General features: G+C 59.4%; 7 protein-coding genes, 1 tRNA gene and 1 pseudogene. 4 read left to right on the forward strand and 5 right to left on the reverse strand.

The genetic code is table 11. The features are described 5' to 3' along the window. The first annotated feature begins 30 nt into the window (after positions 1 to 30). On the forward strand, positions 31 to 15249 hold the full coding sequence (locus AD670_RS31400; RefSeq protein WP_053129630.1) for a filamentous hemagglutinin N-terminal domain-containing protein: 15219 nt from the start codon (positions 31 to 33) through the stop codon (positions 15247 to 15249). A gap of 10 nt (positions 15250 to 15259) precedes the next feature. Beyond that, a complete protein-coding gene (locus tag AD670_RS06820) occupies positions 15260 to 15667 on the forward strand; it encodes a hypothetical protein (protein WP_053129631.1) in 408 nt (135 codons plus the stop codon). Between the two features lie 431 nt (positions 15668 to 16098). On the opposite strand, the gene AD670_RS06830 is transcribed toward AD670_RS06820, so the two are convergent. Then, positions 16099 to 16185 (reverse strand) — tRNA-Leu (locus AD670_RS06830). 225 nt (positions 16186 to 16410) lie between these two features. Between AD670_RS06830 and AD670_RS06835 the strand changes: the two genes are divergently transcribed. Next, complete coding sequence (locus tag AD670_RS06835) at positions 16411 to 16875, forward strand: hypothetical protein (RefSeq protein ID WP_053129633.1); 465 nt, start codon at positions 16411 to 16413, stop codon at positions 16873 to 16875. Positions 16876 to 16968: 93 nt separating this feature from the next. Here AD670_RS06835 and AD670_RS06840 read toward each other — a convergent pair whose 3' ends face one another. Continuing rightward, positions 16969 to 17250 (reverse strand): hypothetical protein, encoded by a 282-nt coding sequence (locus tag AD670_RS06840; protein WP_053129634.1) that lies wholly within the window; start codon positions 17248 to 17250, stop codon positions 16969 to 16971. Positions 17251 to 17445: 195 nt separating this feature from the next. Between AD670_RS06840 and AD670_RS06845 the strand changes: the two genes are divergently transcribed. Beyond that, complete coding sequence (locus tag AD670_RS06845) at positions 17446 to 17904, forward strand: GFA family protein (RefSeq protein WP_053129637.1); 459 nt, start codon at positions 17446 to 17448, stop codon at positions 17902 to 17904. A gap of 2 nt (positions 17905 to 17906) precedes the next feature. Here AD670_RS06845 and AD670_RS06850 read toward each other — a convergent pair whose 3' ends face one another. The 3 genes and pseudogenes from AD670_RS06850 to AD670_RS06860 form a co-directional block, all read right to left on the reverse strand. Continuing rightward, positions 17907 to 18434: a DinB family protein gene (locus AD670_RS06850; RefSeq protein WP_053129639.1), complete on the reverse strand. Its 528-nt coding sequence runs from the start codon at positions 18432 to 18434 to the stop codon at positions 17907 to 17909. A gap of 99 nt (positions 18435 to 18533) precedes the next feature. After that, positions 18534 to 18788, reverse strand: a pseudogene (locus AD670_RS06855) (hypothetical protein); the annotation flags it as partial. A gap of 18 nt (positions 18789 to 18806) precedes the next feature. Continuing rightward, a complete protein-coding gene (locus AD670_RS06860; RefSeq protein ID WP_053129643.1) occupies positions 18807 to 19154 on the reverse strand; it encodes a DUF2493 domain-containing protein in 348 nt (115 codons plus the stop codon). Positions 19155 to 19165 lie beyond the last annotated feature (11 nt).

Raw genomic sequence — 19165 nt, forward strand, 5'->3', positions numbered from 1 at the left:
GTTTACCGCCTTCGGGCCTCGGGATTTGACATGGACGTTCGTCAGTTCGCCTTTCTTGCGCGCCAACCTTCTGCGGCCTTGAAAACGCGCTCCACTTTCCTGGGACTGCCCAAGCGCGGCTTGGCGTTGATCCTGGCCAACGCGATGTTCTGGCAGCCGTTGCTGGCGCAGGCGGATGGGATTGTGGTGAGCGCACCGGGCACAACGCTGGGCCAGGCGGGTAACGGCGTACCCATCGTCAATATCGCGGCGCCCAATGGCAGCGGGTTGTCCCATAACCAGTTCCAGGATTACAACGTCGGCCAGCAGGGCGTCATCCTCAACAACGCCACCAGCCGCACCCAATCGACCCAGTTGGGCGGGATCATTCTCGGCAACCAGAACCTCAACGGCACAGCAGCCAGCGTGATCCTCAACGAGGTCAACGGCGGCAGTCCGAGTCAGTTGCGCGGCTACACCGAAGTGGCGGGGCAGTCGGCCCATGTAATTGTGGCCAACCCCTATGGCATCAGCTGCAACGGTTGCGGCTTTATCAACACGCCGCAAGCCACGTTGACCACCGGTAAAGCGGTGATCGAAAACGGCCAGATCAGCCGCTATCAAGTCGATCAAGGCAGCGTCGCCATTGACGGCACCGGCTTGAATGCCAGCAACGTCGACCAGTTCGAAATCATCACCCGCGCCACCACCATCAACGCGCAGATCCAGGCAAAAAAACTCACCGTTGTCGCGGGTCGCAACGATGTGGACGCACGCACCTTGAACGCCACGGCGCGTGCGTCGGACGGCAGCAAGGCGCCGGATCTGGCGATTGATTCGTCGGCGCTGGGCGGTATGTACGTGGGGGCGGTGAAGCTGGTGGGCACCGAAGCGGGCGTGGGGGTGAAACTGTCCGGGGATATGGTTGCCGGCGGTGACATCCAAATTGATGCCGCAGGAAATGTGGTCATGGGCCAGACCTCCGCCGCCGCAGCTGTTAACGTGAAGGCGCAGAGCCTCGACGCGCAAGGCGCGGTCTACGCCGGTACCGATTTGTCGGTGAAAACCCAAGGCGCACTGACCAATCAACAGGCCCTAGCGGCCAGGGACAGCATCACCCTGGACGTCGGTGGCCGGCTGACCAATAACGGGATTATCGAAGCGGGCGTCAACGCGGATAACAGCCGCAATACCCAAGGCGACGTGCGCTTGACCGCACAGACTATCGATAACAGCGGCAAGACCGTGATCGCCAGCCGTGACCTGACCATCGGCACCGGTGAACTGGCGAATCAGGGCGGCACGTTGAGTGCTCAGCGCAATGCGCAACTGACAGCCACACGAGTAGATAACCAAAACCAAGGCCGCATCCTCAGCGCGGGCAACCTCAGCATCAACGCGGATCAACTGCTTAACAGCCAAAGCGGATTGGTCACCAGCACCGGCAACCTGACGGCGGGTATTGGGCAATTGATCAACCGCAGCGGCGAGCTGTCGAGCCAGGCGCAGGTCACGCTGCAATTGGTAGCGTTGGATAACGTGGCAGGCCTGGTGTCGGCCGGGCAGTCGTTGAGCCTCAACGCATCAGGTTTGATCAATAACCAGGGCGGCCGAATTGCAGCGCGTCAGACAGTACAGGTCAATAGTGGCGCCCTCGACAACAGCCAAAAAGGCTCGCTCACCAGCCAAGACTCACTGACGTTAAGCCTCAACCAAGGGCACTGGGATAACCGCAACGGCCAGATCAACGCCAGCGGTCAATTGACCCTTAACAACCTCAATACGGTCGATAACCGCCAAGGGGAAATCTCCAGCTCGCGGTCATTCCTCTTGGCCGCCAACCGCCTCGATAACGGCGCGGGTAAAGTGCTCAGCGACCAAGATCTGACCCTGCGTATCGCCGGCGCGATGAACAATGCTTTGGGCCTGGTTTCGGCGTCAAACCTCGACATCAACGCTGCCAACCTGAACAACCAGGGCGGCAAGCTCAGCGCACGTAATCTTCTGACGGCGAACACCGCAGGCCTGTTGGACAACCGCAGCGGCGAGCTTCTGGCCACTGACCTTGCGTCCACCACGGGTGAATTGAGCAACGACCGCGGCCGCCTGCAAGGTGATCGGTCCCTGGTGCTCAACAGCGGTGTGGTGTCCAACCAGCGCGGTACATTGGCGGCAGGTAAAACCTCTATCCTCAATGTATCGCGCTTGGATAACAGCGCAGGCACGCTCACCAGCGACGGCGCATTGGTCGCGGTGATCGCCGGGCAATTGCTCAACCAGACCGGTCTGTTTGCCGCCAAAGGTGATGCACGCCTCAACCTGGGTCGCCTTGATAACCAACAAGGCACTCTCGTCGCCCATAACCTCACTGTGCAATCGAGCGGCCCGCTGAATAACCAGCGTGGCACCTTGCGCGGTGATGTCGCATTTAACTTGAACGCCGGCCAAGTGGATAACAGTGAGGGCGGCCGCATCAGCGCGGGCCAAATGCTGAATGCTGGCGTCAGTGGTCTTGATCAGCACAACGATGGTCGATTCTTCGGCCAGGGTGATGTGCGCCTCAATCTTAATAACGGTCATTTGAATAACCAGGGTGGCACGATCAACGCCCCTGGCCAATTACTGCTGAGCAACCTCGCCAGCGTCGAGAACCAGGGCGGCGAAATTTCCAGCACCCAGGCGTTCACCCTGGCTGCGGACACCCTGAATAACCACCACGCCAAGCTCCTCAGCGAGCAGGGTTTGACGGTGCGTATCGCCCATGCACTCGATAATACGCAAGGCTTAATCTCGGCTAAAACCCTGGATGTGCGCGCCGCCAGCCTGGCTAACCAAGGTGGCACGCTCAGCGCCGGCGATGGCTTGATCGCGCAGATCGACGGAGCATTGAATAACCACAGTGGCAAGCTGTTGGCGCGCACGGCGTCGGTCAACAGTACGTCGCTGGATAACCGCGAGGGCCTGGTCCAAGGCGACGCGATGCTCTCGCTCAACAGCTTGGGCCTGGTCGACAATCGCCAGGGCACGCTGTTCGCCGGGCAGGCGATGGACATCACCGCGACGCGCTTGGACAACAGTGGCGGTAAGCTGACCAGCGACGGTCGCCTTACCGCGTTGATCAGCGCGCACCTGCTGAACCAGGCCGGTCTGTTCAGCGCAACCGGCCCATTACGGGTGAGCGCGGCAAGCCTGGATAATAGCGCCAAAGGCAATATCCACAGTCAGGCGGGTGTAGACCTGGACCTGAACCACGGCCACCTGAATAACCAAGGCGGTTTGATTCATGCGCCGGGTGCACTGCTACTGAGCAACTTAAGCAGTGTCGATAACCAGGGCGGGGAAATTTCCAGTGCCCAGGCCCTGGTGTTTACCGCAGGCAGCCTCGACAACCGGGGCGGCAAGTTGCTCAGCGAGCAAAGGCTTGTGGTGCGCGTTGCCAACGCGCTGGACAACACCAAAGGCTTGGTCGCCGCCACGGGGTTGGACCTGCACGCAAACAGCCTGGTTAACGCCGAAGGCAAGCTCAAAGTCCGCGATGATCTGACGCTGTCCGTCGACACGGCCCTGGACAACCGCCACGGTGAAATCATCGGTGCTACCACCACCTTGAGCAGTATGAGCCTGGATAACAGCCAGGGGCTGTTGCAAGGGGACCGGTTACTTGACGTCACCACCCGTGGTATCGCGATCAACCGTGGCGGCCGTTTTGTCAGCGGTCAGCAGGCGGACCTGGCGATTGGTCAATTCGATAACCGTGGTGGTAGCGTAACGGCAGCCGGGCCGATGCGGGTAAGCGGCACGCAACTGGATAACCGCGAGGGTGGCTTGCTCAATGCACGCCAGTCGCTGGTGATGCAGGTTGATAACCTGAACAACCAAGGCGGTGAAGTTTCCAGCCTCTCCGACCTGTCGCTCTACGGCAAGCAGTTCGACAACAGCCACAAAGGTCGCCTTCTAGCGAACGGCGCACTGAGTCTGGAACTCGACCAACTGAACAACCAGCAAGGCACCGTGCGCAGTGACAAGCGCCTAACCCTGCAAACCGCCACACTGAACAACGACAGCGGCCGCCTCAGCAGCGGCTCGGCTTTGAATCTGACCGCCAGCAGCGTTATGAGCAACCGCAGCGGCGAGCTGCTTAGCGCGATGGCGTTGACCGTGAGCAGCGCCAGTATCGACAACAGCGGCGGCAAAATGATCGGTGATGGCGCTGTGCGCATCACGACCGGCGCGTTGAATAACCAGAGTGGCGGGCGCCTGACCAGTGCCGATCTCCTGAACCTGACGGCAGGGCAGGTGGATAACCGTTTTGACGGCCATATCGCCAGTAACAAGGCACTTACCGCCAGCCTCGCCGGCCTGGATCAGCGCAACGGTGGCCAGCTCTACAGCACCAGCGATTTAAGCCTGGACATGAACCTCGGCGCTCTCAATAACGCCGGTGGCCTGATCCACGCGCCAGGGCAATTGCTGTTGAAAAACCTCTCCACCGTTGCCAACCAGGGCGGTGAAATTTCCAGCGAACGTAGTTTCATCCTGGCCGCGCAAACGCTGGATAACAGCGACGGCCATGTGCTCAGTGATCAAGCGCTGACCCTCAAAGTCGACCAAGCGCTGATCAACCTCAAGGGCGTAATCGCTTCGGCAGGCCTGACTGCTCAAGCGGGGCGACTGGATAACACCAGCGGCGTACTCAGCAGTTCCAAAGACCTCGCGTTAACGTTGGGGGCCGACCTGCTTAACGACGACGGCGAAGTCTCCAGCAGCGGCGTCACAGTGGTCAACGCGATGACTCTGAACAACCGCAACGACGGTCATGTGATGGGCGACATCAGCCTCGACCTGACCACCATCGGCGCACTGTTCAACCAAGGCGGCACCTTGGGTGCCGGCCAGCGTCTGAACGTGACCGCAGCCAGCCTGGATAACAGCCAGTCCGGCAGCCTGGCGACCGATGGCAGCCTGACGGTGAAGGTCGACGGCCTGCTTGATAACCAAGCCAAAGGTGCTGTGCTTGCCAAAGGCGTGATGGACATCCAGGCTGGGAGTGTGGACAACCGCACCGGTCGCCTGTCCGGACAGAACCTGCTGACGCTACGCAGCAATAGCTTGGACAACCGTGGCGGCGCGGTGCGCGCCAATCAGGGGCTGACCCTGCGCGTCGGCCAACTCGACAACCGCGAAGGCGTGCTTAACAGCAAGCAGGCGCTGGCACTTGCCGGCCAGTTCTTGAACAACCAGAGCGGCCTGACCAGCGCGATTGGCCCCGTACGCCTGACCCTCGATACCGTCGAAAACGCCAAGGGGCGCATCGCCAGCCAGGATGATCTGGACGCTACGATTGGCGTGCTGAATCAGCAGGGCGGTCAGTTGGTCGCCCAGGGCAATCTGAGCCTCAACGCTGACACCTTGGATAACCAAAACGGCGGTCTGCTCGCCGCGACAAAAGTGCTGAAACTCAGGGTCGGCAGTACCGACAACCGCAGCGGGGAAATCTCCAGCCAGCAGAGCATCGAGTTCAGCGGCACGCGTCTAAATAACAGCGGCGGCAAGTTGTTGGCCGGTACTGGGCTGGAATTGCCCATGGCAGAGGTGATCAATCAGGCCAAAGGTTTGATCTTTGCCCAGGACGCTCGGCTTACCGGCACGGCTGTAGATAACACCGATGGCACTGTTGGCGCTCAGCGTGCTTTGGCGCTTCAACTGAAGGCAGGCCTGGAAAACACAGACGGCAAGCTCACCAGCGAAGGCTCGATGGAGCTGGCAGGCCAGCGCATCGACAACACCCGCGGCAAGATTTCCAGCGCAGGACCGCTGACCCTTGCGAGCGCAGCGGCGCTAATCAACCAAGGTGGCACCGTCGAAAGCGGCCAAAACCTCACATTGACCAGTACCAGCCTGGATAACACCAACGGCCTGCTCAAAAGCCAAGGCCTGGCAACGGTCAACACCGGACTGTTCACCAACGGCATCGAGGGCCGCGTGATCAGCGCCGATAAGCTCGACCTCAGCGCCACCCAGCTCAACAACAGCGGGCATATTGGCAGCGTCGGCGCCATGAATGCCAGCCTCACCGGCCTAACGCAATGGGGCGGCGCCGAGCTGGTCAGCACCACTCAACTCAACCTTGACCTGCACAACGGCGAACTGGTCAACGCAGGGGTGATCAACGCACCACTGCTGACACTCAACAACCTCGCCACTATCAACAACCAGCACGGCGAAATCTCCAGCCAAAACGCCTTCACCCTGGTCGCAAAAAACCTGGATAACAGCAACGGCAAACTGATCAGCAACCAGGAACTGACCCTGCGCGTCGACCAACTGCTGGCCAACCTCAAAGGCCATATCAACGCCGCCAGCCTCGATGCCCGCAGCACTCGCCTGGACAATACCGAAGGCCTGCTCAGTGGGCGTGGCGATGTCACCCTCAGCGCCAGCGAATTGTTCGATAACCAACGTGGCAGCGTGATCGCCGACGGTGCCTTGTTGCTGACGAGCGCAGCGTTGGATAACCGCAATGGCGAGATCGCAGGCAAGGCGCTTGCGACGATCAACGCCAGCAAGCTCGACAACCAAAACGGCAAACTGATCAGCACCGATGCCCTCAACCTGAGCGGCGCAAATCTCGATAACCGCAACGGTCTGGTAGGCGCCACAAAAGCGCTGAAACTCGACGTGGCGACTCTCGACAACCGCACCGGCGAATTGACCAGCAACGCCGACGTCAGCGTCACCGGCCAACAACTCAACAACAGCGACAAGGGCGTGGTGTTCGCAGGCGGTACGTTGAACCTTGCCGTTGATCAACTCATCAACCGCACCCTCGGCGAACTCAACGGCCAGCGCCTGACGCTGACCGGCTCCATGCTGGACAATAACGGTGGCAAGCTGCTCAGCCAGGCATCGTTGAAGCTGGATCTCGCAGGCGATTTCGATAACAGCCTGGGCGTGCTTAGCAGCGAAGATGCATTGGCCGTCAAAGCCCGCAGCCTGAACAACAGCAAAGGCAGCCTGTCCAGCGCCAGTGGTTTGAGCGTTGCCATCACCGACAGCCTTAACAACAGCGAAGGCAAATTGGTCACCGACGGCGGCCTGACACTGCAAAGCGCCAATCTTGGCAACCAGCAAGGAGTCATCAGCGGCAAAGGCCCTGTCGCCATCACTACGGGTGAGCTGAACAACCAAATCGGCCGCCTCAACAGCGGCGACACCCTGGCCCTGACCACCGCACAATTGAACAATGGCGGCAGCATCGGCAGTGCCAAGGCGCTGACCGCCAGCGTCACCGGGCTGGATCAGCAGGGCGGCAAGCTGTTCAGCAATGCGGGTTTGAGTCTCGACCTGAACAACGGCCAACTGAACAACCAAGGCGGATTGATCAACGCTATTGGCCCGCTGGCGCTCAACAACCTCAACAGTGTCAATAATCAGGACGGTGAAATCTCCAGCGCCCAAGCCTTCACCTTGGCCGCGCAAAGTCTGGATAACAGCAACGGCAAGCTGCTGAGTAACCAGGCTCTGACCTTGCGCGTCAATCAAGCCCTGGCTAACTTGAAAGGCCTGATCGGCGCCGCCAGCCTCGACGCTCACGCAGGCTCAGTCGACAACCGTGGCGGCACGCTGAATAGCCGCAGCGACTTGCAACTGACCAGCGATGGCCTGCTGAACAACCAGGACCAAGGCTTGATCAGTGCCAAGCAAACCCTGAACCTCAACGCCGCCGGCCTCCACACTGGCAACGGCGGTGAAGTCTCGGCTAAGGGCGTGTTGACCGCAAACCTCAACGCTCTGGCTCTGGTGGGCGGTCGCGTCGTGGGCGAGCAGGGGATGACCCTGGACCTCAACAACAACGACTTGGACAACCGCAACGGCCTGCTGCTGACTAACGGCCCGCTGACCCTCAAAAACCTGCGTGACCTGAATAACCAGGGCGGCGAAATCTCCAGCTTGCAAAGCTTCGCCCTAACGGCGCGCAACCTGGACAACAGCGCCGGCAAGCTGATCAGCAGCCACGTGCTGACTGTCAACGCGTCCACGATGAACAACTCCGCAAGCGGCCTGCTGTCCGGCTGGCAAGGTTTGAACGTCAGCGGTGGCAACCTCGACAACCGTAACAACGGCACGCTCTCCAGCCGTAGCGGTGCAATCGATGTGCACCTGAGCGGCGCGCTGCAGAACAACAACGAAGGCGCGCTGGTTAGCCAAGGCCGTTTGGGCGTCAGTGCCGCCAGCCTGGATAACGGTGGCAAAGGCGTACTGTCCAGTGGCGACGGGCAAACGCTCACCGTGGCCGGTGCGTTGACCAACGTTGACGGCGGTTTGATCGAAAGCGGTACCACGCTGGATCTGCAAGCGGCAACGCTGACCAACCAAAGCACGATCAACGCCCAACAAACGATGACCGTCACCGGCACCGACCTGAACAACAACGGCGGCACGTTGGCCACCAACGGCCGCCTGACCCTCAACCTGCTCGGCACCCTCAACAACAGCGGCGGTAGCATTGCCAGTTCCGGCCCGTTGCTGCTGCAACGGGCGATGCAGGTCAACAACGACGCCAAGGGCAAAATCATCAGCCAAAGTCTGTTGACGCTGTTCTCCGGTGGCCTGAACAACAGCGGCAGCGGCACCCTCGCCGGTAAAGACCGCGTAGCGATCACCAGCACCGGTATCGTGCAGAACGACACTGACGGCCTGATCTACAGCCAGGACGCCGATGTGCAATTGACCGCGGTGGGATTGAACAACGCCAACGGCAAGGTGCAGGGCCAGACCGGCCTGGGCCTGAGCATCAGCGGCGACCTCAATAACCAAGGCGGCACGCTCCAGGCCCATAGCCTGAACCTGAATGCCAACCGCCTCGACAACCAGAGCGGCTTCATCGCTGCGCAGACCGGCGATGCAGTGGTCAACGCCAACTACTTCGCCAATGCCAATGGCGGGGTGTATGCCACCGGCTTGATGCGAGTCAGCGGTGTGCAACTGGACAACAGCGCCGGGCAGATTGCAGGTCGTGCGGTTGAGCTGAGCGCCGGCGGCTCGCTGATAAACCGCAGCGGTGTGATTGAAAGCGACAATACCCTGAGCGTGACGGGCGGCAGCGTCGACAACCAAGGCGGGCAACTGCGCGCGCTGGGCCGCAGCGGCAAAACCAACTTCCAGCTCGGTGGTGCATTCGATAACCGTAATGGTCGACTGGAAACCTCCAACGCTGACCTGACCCTGAATACCGGCGGCTTCCTGAACCAGGGCGGTAGCCTGCTGCACGGCGGCATCGGTACTTTTGATATCGCCACCGCCAACTTGATCAATGCTGGCGGTAACCTAGTGACCCGAGGCGGCCTGACCCTGGCTGCAGACAACTGGACCAACAGCAGCGTGATCCAGGCCGGGCGCTTGACGGTCAACGTCAATACCCTGAACCAGACCGCGAGCGGCCAGTTACTCGCCTCCGACAGCCTGACGGGCAACGGCGGCAACTGGAACAACGATGGCCTGATCGCCAGTGACGGCACGGCCAATCTGACGCTGGCCGGCAGCTACGGCGGTAACGGGCGCTACAGCAGCCTGGGCAACCTGGGCCTGAGCGCCGCTCAGATAACCGTGAATGAAACCGCCAGTGTGGCAGGCGGTGGCGCTTCGCAAATGACCACCGGGGGCCAACTGCTCAACCGTGGGCGTTTGACCTCCAGCGGCGAGCTGCGTATCAACGCCGGCAGCGTTGTTAACACCGGGACATTGGGGGCTTCACAGAACCTGGTGCTGACGGCCCAGAGCCTGCTCAACGATCACGCTGCAAGTGGTGTCGGCGCACGCGGATTCCTGTTCAGCGGCCAGGACTCGACCTTCAACCTGGGCAGCTTGACCAACAATTATTCGGACATCTACAGCCTGGGCAACCTCACGGTAGCTGGTGTAGCCGGTGGAACCCAGGCGCAGAGCGTGCGTAACGTTTCCGCCAGCATCGAGAGCATGGGCGACCTTAGACTCGCGGCCAATGACGTGGTCAACGAGCGCGAGAAATTCAAGCTCAACCAGCAACTGACGTCCGTGGGCGTGGGCATTCGGTGCACCCAGCATTGCAGCGGCGGTTGGAGTGACCGACGCCCTGCGGTGACGTTGAGCCGTACCGTGTCGAGTGTGCTCGAAATCGACTCGCCTTCGGCCACCCTCAGCGCCGGGCGCAACATGGTGGTTACCGGGCAGAACTTCACCAACCGTTACAGCGTGGTGTCGGCCGCCAATGACCTGTCGATTACTGGCGAGAACATCCTCAATCAGGCAGCTACCGGTGGTTCCGGTTCCCAGAGCCAGGAATACAGCGGCATCACCAAAATCTCTAAAGGCCAGTACAACCAGATGGTCGCCGCGGTGCAGGCCTATAATCGTGCGCACCCGCAGGGCTCGCCGGTGGATGAAGCGGCGTTCGCGGCTTTGATGACGCGGTTCAGTCCGTCGCTGTTTCCCGGCATCAACCAGCCCATCGCGGTACAAGGCGGCACCCAAGTGGTGGCTCCGGCGATTATTCAGGCCGGTGGCAACGCTGCGCTCACCGCCAGTAAAAGCATCAACAACATCAACGTGATCAAAACCGCGCTGGCGGTGGGTGGCCGTTCGCTGGACACCGGCGTAGGCGCCAACAAAACCCAGGTGGTGGTGCTCAATGCACAACTGCCACCCGACCTTGCCCAACAGCAGGTCAACCCCCTGACCCTGCCGGGCTTCGGTTTGCCCAGCGGGCAGAACGGGTTGTTTCGTTTAAGTGGCCAAAGCGGCACCACGGGGCAGGCGGGCGCTGGTAATCAGGATTGGACGCTGGGCAGCGCCAGCCTTGACGCGAGCCAACGCCAGCAAGCGCTGCCTGAAACCCATGGACGCGTGATTCAAGTCGGTGGCGCGGCGCAAGTCACCACCAGCACGCGCCAGGTCGCCGTGGCTGCCCGTGACGCGGGTTTGATCAATGCGGTCGCCAGTGCCATCGATACCGACGGTGTTGGCAGCGCCGATGGGCAAACCCAGCGACCGGGCCGCACCAGCGTCGCCGACATCACCCGCGTCGATGGCATTGACGCCCGCAATTCCGCTGGTGTTTTCCAGCCTGCGGTCGATGGTTCGCGGCCGGGCATCGACATGCCTGCTGTAACGCCAGGCGACAGGGTTGTGCACACGTCATCTGACGGGACTCTCCCTGATCTGAGAGTGCCGGGCTTGTCGACCGTTGCGCGCAGTACCGACGTTGCTGCGATTGCACTGCCGGATACCCAACTGCCGGGCCTTACCCCGGCTGCCCAGGACGTACTCGCTGGCGGTAACGTACGACAACCGGCCGTCAGCCAGCCCACGGCATTGGCCAGCCAAACCATAAGCCGCGTCCAGGGTCTGCCGGAAAATCGTGCGGTATCGCAGCCGCACAAATACCTGATCGAAACCAATCCGGTACTCACCGACCTCAAGCAATTCATGAGCTCGGACTACCTGCTGCAAGGCCTGGGCTACAACCCAGACGAGAGCTGGAAGCGCCTGGGTGATGGCCTGTACGAACAGCGACTGGTTCAGCAGGCCGTGCAAGCGCGCACTGGCCAACGCTTTATCGACGGCCAGACCACCGACGAAAAACTGTTCAAGTACCTGATGGACAACGCCATCAGCAGCAAGCAGCAACTGAACCTGGCAATGGGCGTCAGCCTCACCTCGCAGCAGGTGGCTGCCCTGACGCATGACATCGTGTGGCTGGAAGAACACGAAGTGAACGGTGAAAAAGTCCTGGTGCCGGTGCTGTACCTGGCCCAGGCCAACAACCGTCTTGCACCCACCGGAGCCTTGATCGCCGGTAACGACCTGAACCTGATTGCCGGTGAAAACCTGGTTAACGCCGGCACCTTACGCGCCACCAACAACCTGTCGGCCAAGGCCGCCAATGATGTGACCAATAGTGGGCTGATCGAAGCAGGCAGCCGCCTGGACCTGCTGGCGGGCAACAATATCGTCAACAAAGCGGGGGGCATCATCAAAGGGCGCGATGTGACGCTGACCGCCATCAATGGCGATGTCATCAACGAGCGCAGCGTGACCGGTTGGGATGACAAAGGGGCAGGGTACTCGCAGCATCGCGATTATGTGGATAGCGCTGCGCGGTTTGAGGCCGCGAATGATCTGGACATCAGCGCCGGGCGAGACTTTGTCAGCGTCGGTGGCGGCGTGCAAAGTGGTCGCGACACGACAATTGTCGCGGGGCGTGATGCCAACTTAGTCTCCGCCGAAGAACGCAATGCGATGGACATGGGCAAGCGTCTGCAAACCAGCAACGCCACACAACATGGCTCCGATGTGGATGCAGGGCGCGATGTCAACATAAAGGCTGGGCGAGACATCACAGCGATCGCCAGTCAGATCGATGCTAAGCGCGACGTCAACATGAGTGCTGGCGGTGATTTGATTCTGGCTTCGGCTGCAGATGAGGAACATTCCTCCCGCAAAAACAAAAAAGAGAAACGTCAGGAAGATCATGTCAGCCAGGTTTCTACCACGCTGAATGCAGGTGGGGATGTATCGCTGGGTGCGGGTAAAGATCTGGCGATGATTGCCAGCCGTATCAGTGCCGGGGACGAGGCATATCTGGTTGCTGGCGGTAACCTGGCGCTGCTGTCTGCGGAAGACAGTGATTATTCGCTGTATGACATGAAGAAGAAGGGGAGTTGGGGCACTAAGAAAACCCAGCGTGACGAAGTGACTAAAGTTACCAACATCGGTAGTGAAATAAAAACCGGTGGCGACCTTACGATTCAGAGCCAGGGTGACCAGAAGTACCAGGCGGCCAAGTTGGAAAGTGGCGATGATCTGACCATTGCCAGTGGCGGTGGTGTGACTTTTGAGGGTGTGAAAGACCTTCATCAGGAAAGTCATGCCAAGAGCAAAAGCAGCCTTGCCTGGAACAGCATGAGCGGCAAGGGCAATACTGATGAAACCCTTAAACAAACCCAAATGGAGGCCAAGGGAAATATCGTTATCAAGGCCGTTGATGGTTTGCACATCGACGTCAAGCAGGTCAATCAGCAGACGGTTAGCCAGGCAATTGATGCGATGGTTAAGGCTGATCCGCAGATGGCGTGGTTGAAGGACGCAGAGAACCGTGGAGATGTTGATTGGAAACTGATCAAGGAAACGCACGACTCGTATAAGTACAGTAACTCCAGCCTCGGGCAGGGGGCGATGCTGGCGATCATTATCATCGTTACTGTTCTGACGGCGGGCGGTGCCAGTGCACTGGCTGCATCGGCGGGCAATGCGGTAGGTGCGGGTTCAACTATGGCCGCTGCCACTACAGCGACAGCAGCGACGTCAACAAGTGCAGCAGTTGCCGCGACATCAGCAGGGCTCGGGAACGTTATCGCAACAGGGGCCTTGACGTCGTTAGCCGGTACGGGAGCGGTCAGCGTCATCAATAACAAAGGCAATCTCGGGGCTGCTTTTAAAGATACGTTCAGCAGTGACAACATAAAAAATGCACTGATTTCCGGATTGGCTGCAGGTTTCACCACGGGCGTCATCGACCCAAATCTGGGGGGAACTACCAAGCCGTTCAATAACCTGACCAAAGGCTTTGATCTCAATACCTTGGAGGGGATTGGAGGGTTTGCGGTTCACGCGGGAGCTCAGGGTGTGGCTACCGGCACCATCCAAACCGCGATTGGTGGCGGAAGCCTGGGCAAGAACGTTACGGGTGGTCTGGTTTCCCAGGCTGGGAACGTGGCGGCTGCGACAGCGTTTAACTTTGTGGGAAGTTATGCCCAAGAGCATTGGCAGGCCGCAAAGAATGCGGGGGACACCACAGGCATGGCGATGTGGGCTGAGGGCGGTGCGGCCCGTGTCTCCATGCACGCATTGTTTGGTGGTGCGGTATCGAGTGTCACAGGGGGGGACTTCAAAACGGGGGCCATTGCTGCTGGTGCAAGTCAGGCAATGGCACAGGTTCTGAACGACACATTCGACAAGCAACCGGAGTTGAGGCAAGGGGTCGCGCAGATTGTTGGTTTGACTGCGGCAGGCTTGTCAGGAGGTGATGTCAATAAGGCGTCTTGGGTGTCGCAAATGGCGGATCAATACAACCGCCAACTGCATCAAAAAGAGACGATCGCCCTTGAGGCGTTGCAGAAAGACGATCCGAACAACGCCTATAAATTGAAAGCTGCCGCCTGTGCCTTGGTGCATTGCAGTGCCTCCGTTCCGGTTGAGGACCCTAACTACAAAGTGATCCGCGAACTCGAATTGGATGGCGGCAACTTTAAAGATGCTCAGAAGCAACTGATGGCAACGGGCGCTTTTGATGACTACGGGCGCTGGGATCAAGCTAACGACAACTTGCTGAAGAATGACGAGGCGCTGAAGCGTTCTGGAAACGCGGGGCGTGCTGTCCTGGGGGCGATTGGGGCTGCTGGAGGATTCGGCGGTGCAATACTGTCTGCACCAGCCTGCGTGACAGTTGTGGGCTGTGCGGCACCAGCGCTTTCTGGATTGGGAGGTGCGCTTTCCTTTCACGATGGGATGCAGGCGACAGGGGAACTGCTAACGCCTTATCAACACACTCAGGGGCAAAAGGTACTTGATTCGTTCAGTTCTGATACCTACCCGGGTGATGTTAACCCAATGCGTGACTATGGGACCGCGGCCGCACGTTCAGCGATGGAAATTGCGCTGTTCAAAGGTGCCGCGAAACTCGCAAGTGGTGAGGGGGTGTCGGTTCTGTTGCCAGGCAAGAAACCTGTGCCGCCTCCAGATGGTGGTGATGTTCCCCCACCGCATGAGATCGTAGGTCCTTACTCACCTATCAGCAAAACCCTCATACCTGAGGAAATGGAGCAGAAGATACTTTACGGAGAGCGTAAAACCACTCCTTCAGGAAATCCGAAGAACGAAATCATCGGTGCTCATTCGGGTGAAATAAGCAATACGCATCCCGATTATGCTGTGGAGGTGTTGTCGAGCAACGCTGACGGGACACGAAATGCAAAATTGGTGGCGCAATTTACTGATGGGAATATTTCGAAGATTAAAACGAGCACCTTGTTCCCCGCGTCCTGGTCGGATGCGCAAACGATGAGTGCCGTTCGAGCTACTGGAAATGGCCCGGCGCTTGCGACGAGGGCCGATGGGGCCTCGTTGCATCAAACGACAGTTAACGGGGTTAAAGTTGAGGTCATCAAGGTTGGGGAGCGCGTTACTGCTGGCTATCCTTGTGGCAGAGGCTGTACGGATCCGACGAAATTCTGATAGGTGAAATATGTTTAAAGAATATGAATTTTTGCTGGATTCAATAGGCTCAGAAGATTACTGGTCGGATGTAGGAATTGATATCGCGGCCTCCAAGATCTCTCAGTTTGATAACTCAAGCTGGAGCGACCTTGAATCTGCTCTTCTGGCGAAGTCTGAAATCTGGCGAGGTCGGTGCGCGGAGTCTCTCGGTGACTCGAATGACGAGCGGGCGTTGCGTGTTTTGCTAACGCTTCTAAAGGCTGGAGAGGAGTCGGTTGTCATTCATGCAATTGAATCAATTGAGTCAGTTTTTTTGGCTGGCTACATTCTTGACAGGGCGCAGGTCATACACGCTCTAGATGAGGGGTTTGAGGCAGAGAGCAGAACGTTGAAGCTAATGGCGGCTACGTTGGTCAGGAAGTTAAGTGAGGCATGAAGGTTGCTCGGTAGCTGACAGAGGGCGCCTCCTTTTTCTACAGGTCATTGTTTTGCCACGCTATGACAAGCCAGCCCAACCCGACTAACTTTCGTGGCGTGCTGCGCTCATGCGGCTCACGCTATGCAGCAACCCTATCTCTCCACCACGTTCTTCCGTGGCACCGTTGCGACTAACAGCTAGCAAATGACTGTTAATCATTGGGTCCCTGGTTCGTGTCCAGGTCGTGGAACCAGAAGCTTCATGACAGAAGCCTCGGCATTTGCCGGGGCTTTTTCGTTTTCGGCCACCCAAACCGCAATGTTGCGGCCTGCGAAGGCTACCAGGGTGATGGAGTGTGTTCGGTCGGCAGGACGCCGGAGAATGGAGAATTGCGGTGCAGAAAAGATAAGGGCCTGCATGAAGTTCATCATGCAAGCCCTTGATATCTATGGTGCCCGAACCCGGAATCGAACCGGGACGCCCTTACGAGCGGGGGATTTTAAGTCCCATGCGTCTACCAGTTTCGCCATTCGGGCGGTAGCGCGGTGTAGCAGGGTTGGGAATATATAGATCCAGGCGCCTCGACGCAAGGTCGGGCTGCCGCTTTCTTGCATAAGAGTGCGCATGAAAAAGCTTGGCAGATCAGTGATCTACATCGGCTTTAACAGGCGAACCAGAGGATTCCTACGCCACGGGAACAAGCTGCATAAATGACAGTCATAGCGATATGCCATCCCGGCAGTCTGGAAAGGAATCAGTTGATGCTCAGTGTTCGCAAGCGCTCTTGGCTAGTGGTTGTAGGTGTCATGGCACTGTCGGCCGGTACGGCACAGGCTGGGAGTGCGGTGAAGTGGGGAGATTTCAGCGCGTCAAGTAGTGACCGGTTGACGGGGGCTTCGCTGGAGGCGGGCAACCAGTATGCGTTGAAGGCGTCGAGCATTTCGGTGGGCGATATTGAACAGCTGCAAGCTGCGCAGAAACGTACCGATAGCGAGGTGCAAGGCCTGAAAAGCAAGCTGGAGGGGCAGGACCGCGCGTTCGATGAGTTCAAGCGCAAGGACGGTTCAAGTTCCAGTTCCAGTGACAGTCAGTTGGCGAGCCTCAAGCGCACGATCGACGATCAGAAAAGTACGATCGAACGGCAGAAAAGCGACATCGACGGGTTGAAGCGCAGCCTGGAGGATCTCAAGCGCAGCGTGGATAGCTTGAGCAGCAAGGTCAAGTAGCCGCAGGGCTAACATGCACGCAACAGGCCGGTGCCCAATGATGATTGATTGAAAACGAAGCCCCGGTTTGACCGGGGCTTCTGCATTTCTGGCTTATACGAAGGGCTGTGCGCCGAAGCCGCGTGGCAGGCGTTGCCGCCCTGGCAGGTCGGTCAGGCGTTGTGTCCAGGCACTGCGCCAGTCGGTGCTGGTATGGGTCTTGGCTTGGCGCGAAGAACGGCGAGCGGCGTTGCGCTGGTTGCGGCGTGCTTCCTTGTACGCATCGGTGTTGCGGCAGGTGCGGCATTTGACCCGGTTCAGCTCAGTGCTGGAGGGCAGATTGCTGCCGTGATGACCGCAGGCCAGATGCCCGGCGACCTTGAAGTGAATGACCATGTAAGCGTCTCCTTCTTATTGGGTGCGCGCATCGGTAAACCCACGATGCACGCGGGGAGGGCTGGGATTGAAAATCCGGGCACCTGAAATTATGACCCCGTGGGTGCAGCAGCGTTCGGTTTTGCCCTCGGACCTGTTCAACACCCCCCCTGGACGCTAACCTGCCACGCCACTGATCATGAAAAGGAGTGTGTGATGAGCGTCGAAACCCTGCCCCTGGAAGGCAGTTGCCGTTGTAACCGGGTGCGCTTCAGCGTGAGCCAGGCGCCGGCGATTACCATGGCGTGCCACTGCACCGGTTGTCAGAAGATGACCGCCAGCGCGTTCTCCCTCAGCGCGCTGATTCCCGCCAGCGCGTTCACCGTGACCCAGGGGTGCCCGGTGGTCGGCGGCCTGCACGGGATCGATCGTCACTATTGCTGCCCGCACTGCATGAGCTGGCTGTTTACCCGCCCCCATGGCATCGATGAGTTCGTCAATGTGCGGGCGACGTTGTTGGATAACGCCGCGGATTACGTGCCCTTTATGGAGACCTGGACCAGCGAAAAACTGGCCTGGGCTTCCACTCCGGCAGTCGAAAGCTTCGAGCAGTTGCCGCAACCCGAGGACTTTGCGCGGTTGTTGCAGGCCTATGCCGAGTTCAGCGCTCGCTGAGTTCAGTCAATCAAGGCGAGCAGGTCTGTGTCGCCCACGTCCTGTCCGGCCTGGGTCAGCAGCGTGGTGACCTGGCCTCGATGGTGGGTCTGGTGATTGAAAAAATGTACCAGCAGGCCGCCAAACGGCTTGCTGGCCGCCGCGCCGCGCATGTTGTGGTAGTGCAGATGATGGTCGAGGTCGGGCTCGCGCAGGGTCTGGACCCAATCGATGATCAACTGGTCCAGCCAACGGCGCTGGGCCGTGAGTTCACCCAGGTCGACGAACGCCAGCTGCTTGAGGTCCGAGGGGGCGGCAATGGCGCTCAGAGGCGCCAGCGCCGTATAGCGTACGGGGTGCAGGGCAAAGCGTTTGAGCCAGACGGTGTCGCCCAACGTGAGGTGGTTGAGTGTGCCGAAGATCGAGCCGAAAAACGCTTGGCGGTCCACGCGCAATTCATCGTCCGTGAGCTTGGCGGCCGCGGCATAGACCTTGCGGTTCATCCACTGGTTGTAGGTCGCCAGCAGCGCCATTTGTTCGATGCGGTCCACGTGCTTCACCCCTCGTTGGCAATGGTGCCACCATCATAAGGCAATTACCTGGACGACCCGCAATTGCTACTGCACCTGGCGCAATAGGCCAAGTCCAGTGTCGACGTTGCCAGCGCCCAGTGCGTTGATCACGCCGTCGTCGACCCCGTAGACGCCACCGGCAGCATGGGCCTTCGACACAAGGGCGATCAGCAGGATCAACCCCAGGGTCACGCCGATAAACATCAGGTTGCGCCGCAGCGCCCGCTGTTTTGCCGGCGGCAACAGCAACAACGTCTTGCGCGCGCCGCGATGGTGACGCGCACGGTATTTGGCAAACCCATCCATCTGCTTGGGGGTGTGTTTTTTGTGCATGATGCACCTCGCTTGAACTCAGTTTTCTACGCTCAGCACCGAAATGCCGCTGGCTTGGGCCAGGCAGACCAGTTCGGATGTGTCATCACCGCCCGGCAGGGCGATGACCACATCCGCGCGGCTGTCGGTCAGCATGAAATGGTTGCGCTGGCGTTCCGCCTGCTTGCCGTGGCGTTGCCAGTTGGGCGGATAGCGCACCACATCGATGCCGAGCTCCCGCGCCCAGTCCTCGATGTCGCTGCCGAGGAACTGGTTGCCGCCGTGAATCAGCACCTGCACCGGGCGCAGGCGGTGGTAAGCGTCCAGCACTTGGCGGGACTTTTTGCAGTCGGCGTAATGACGACCTGCACAGATCAAGACGCGCATGATCCTATTCC

The organism is Pseudomonas sp. MIACH, from assembly GCF_001269925.1.
GTDB lineage: Bacteria > Pseudomonadota > Gammaproteobacteria > Pseudomonadales > Pseudomonadaceae > Aquipseudomonas.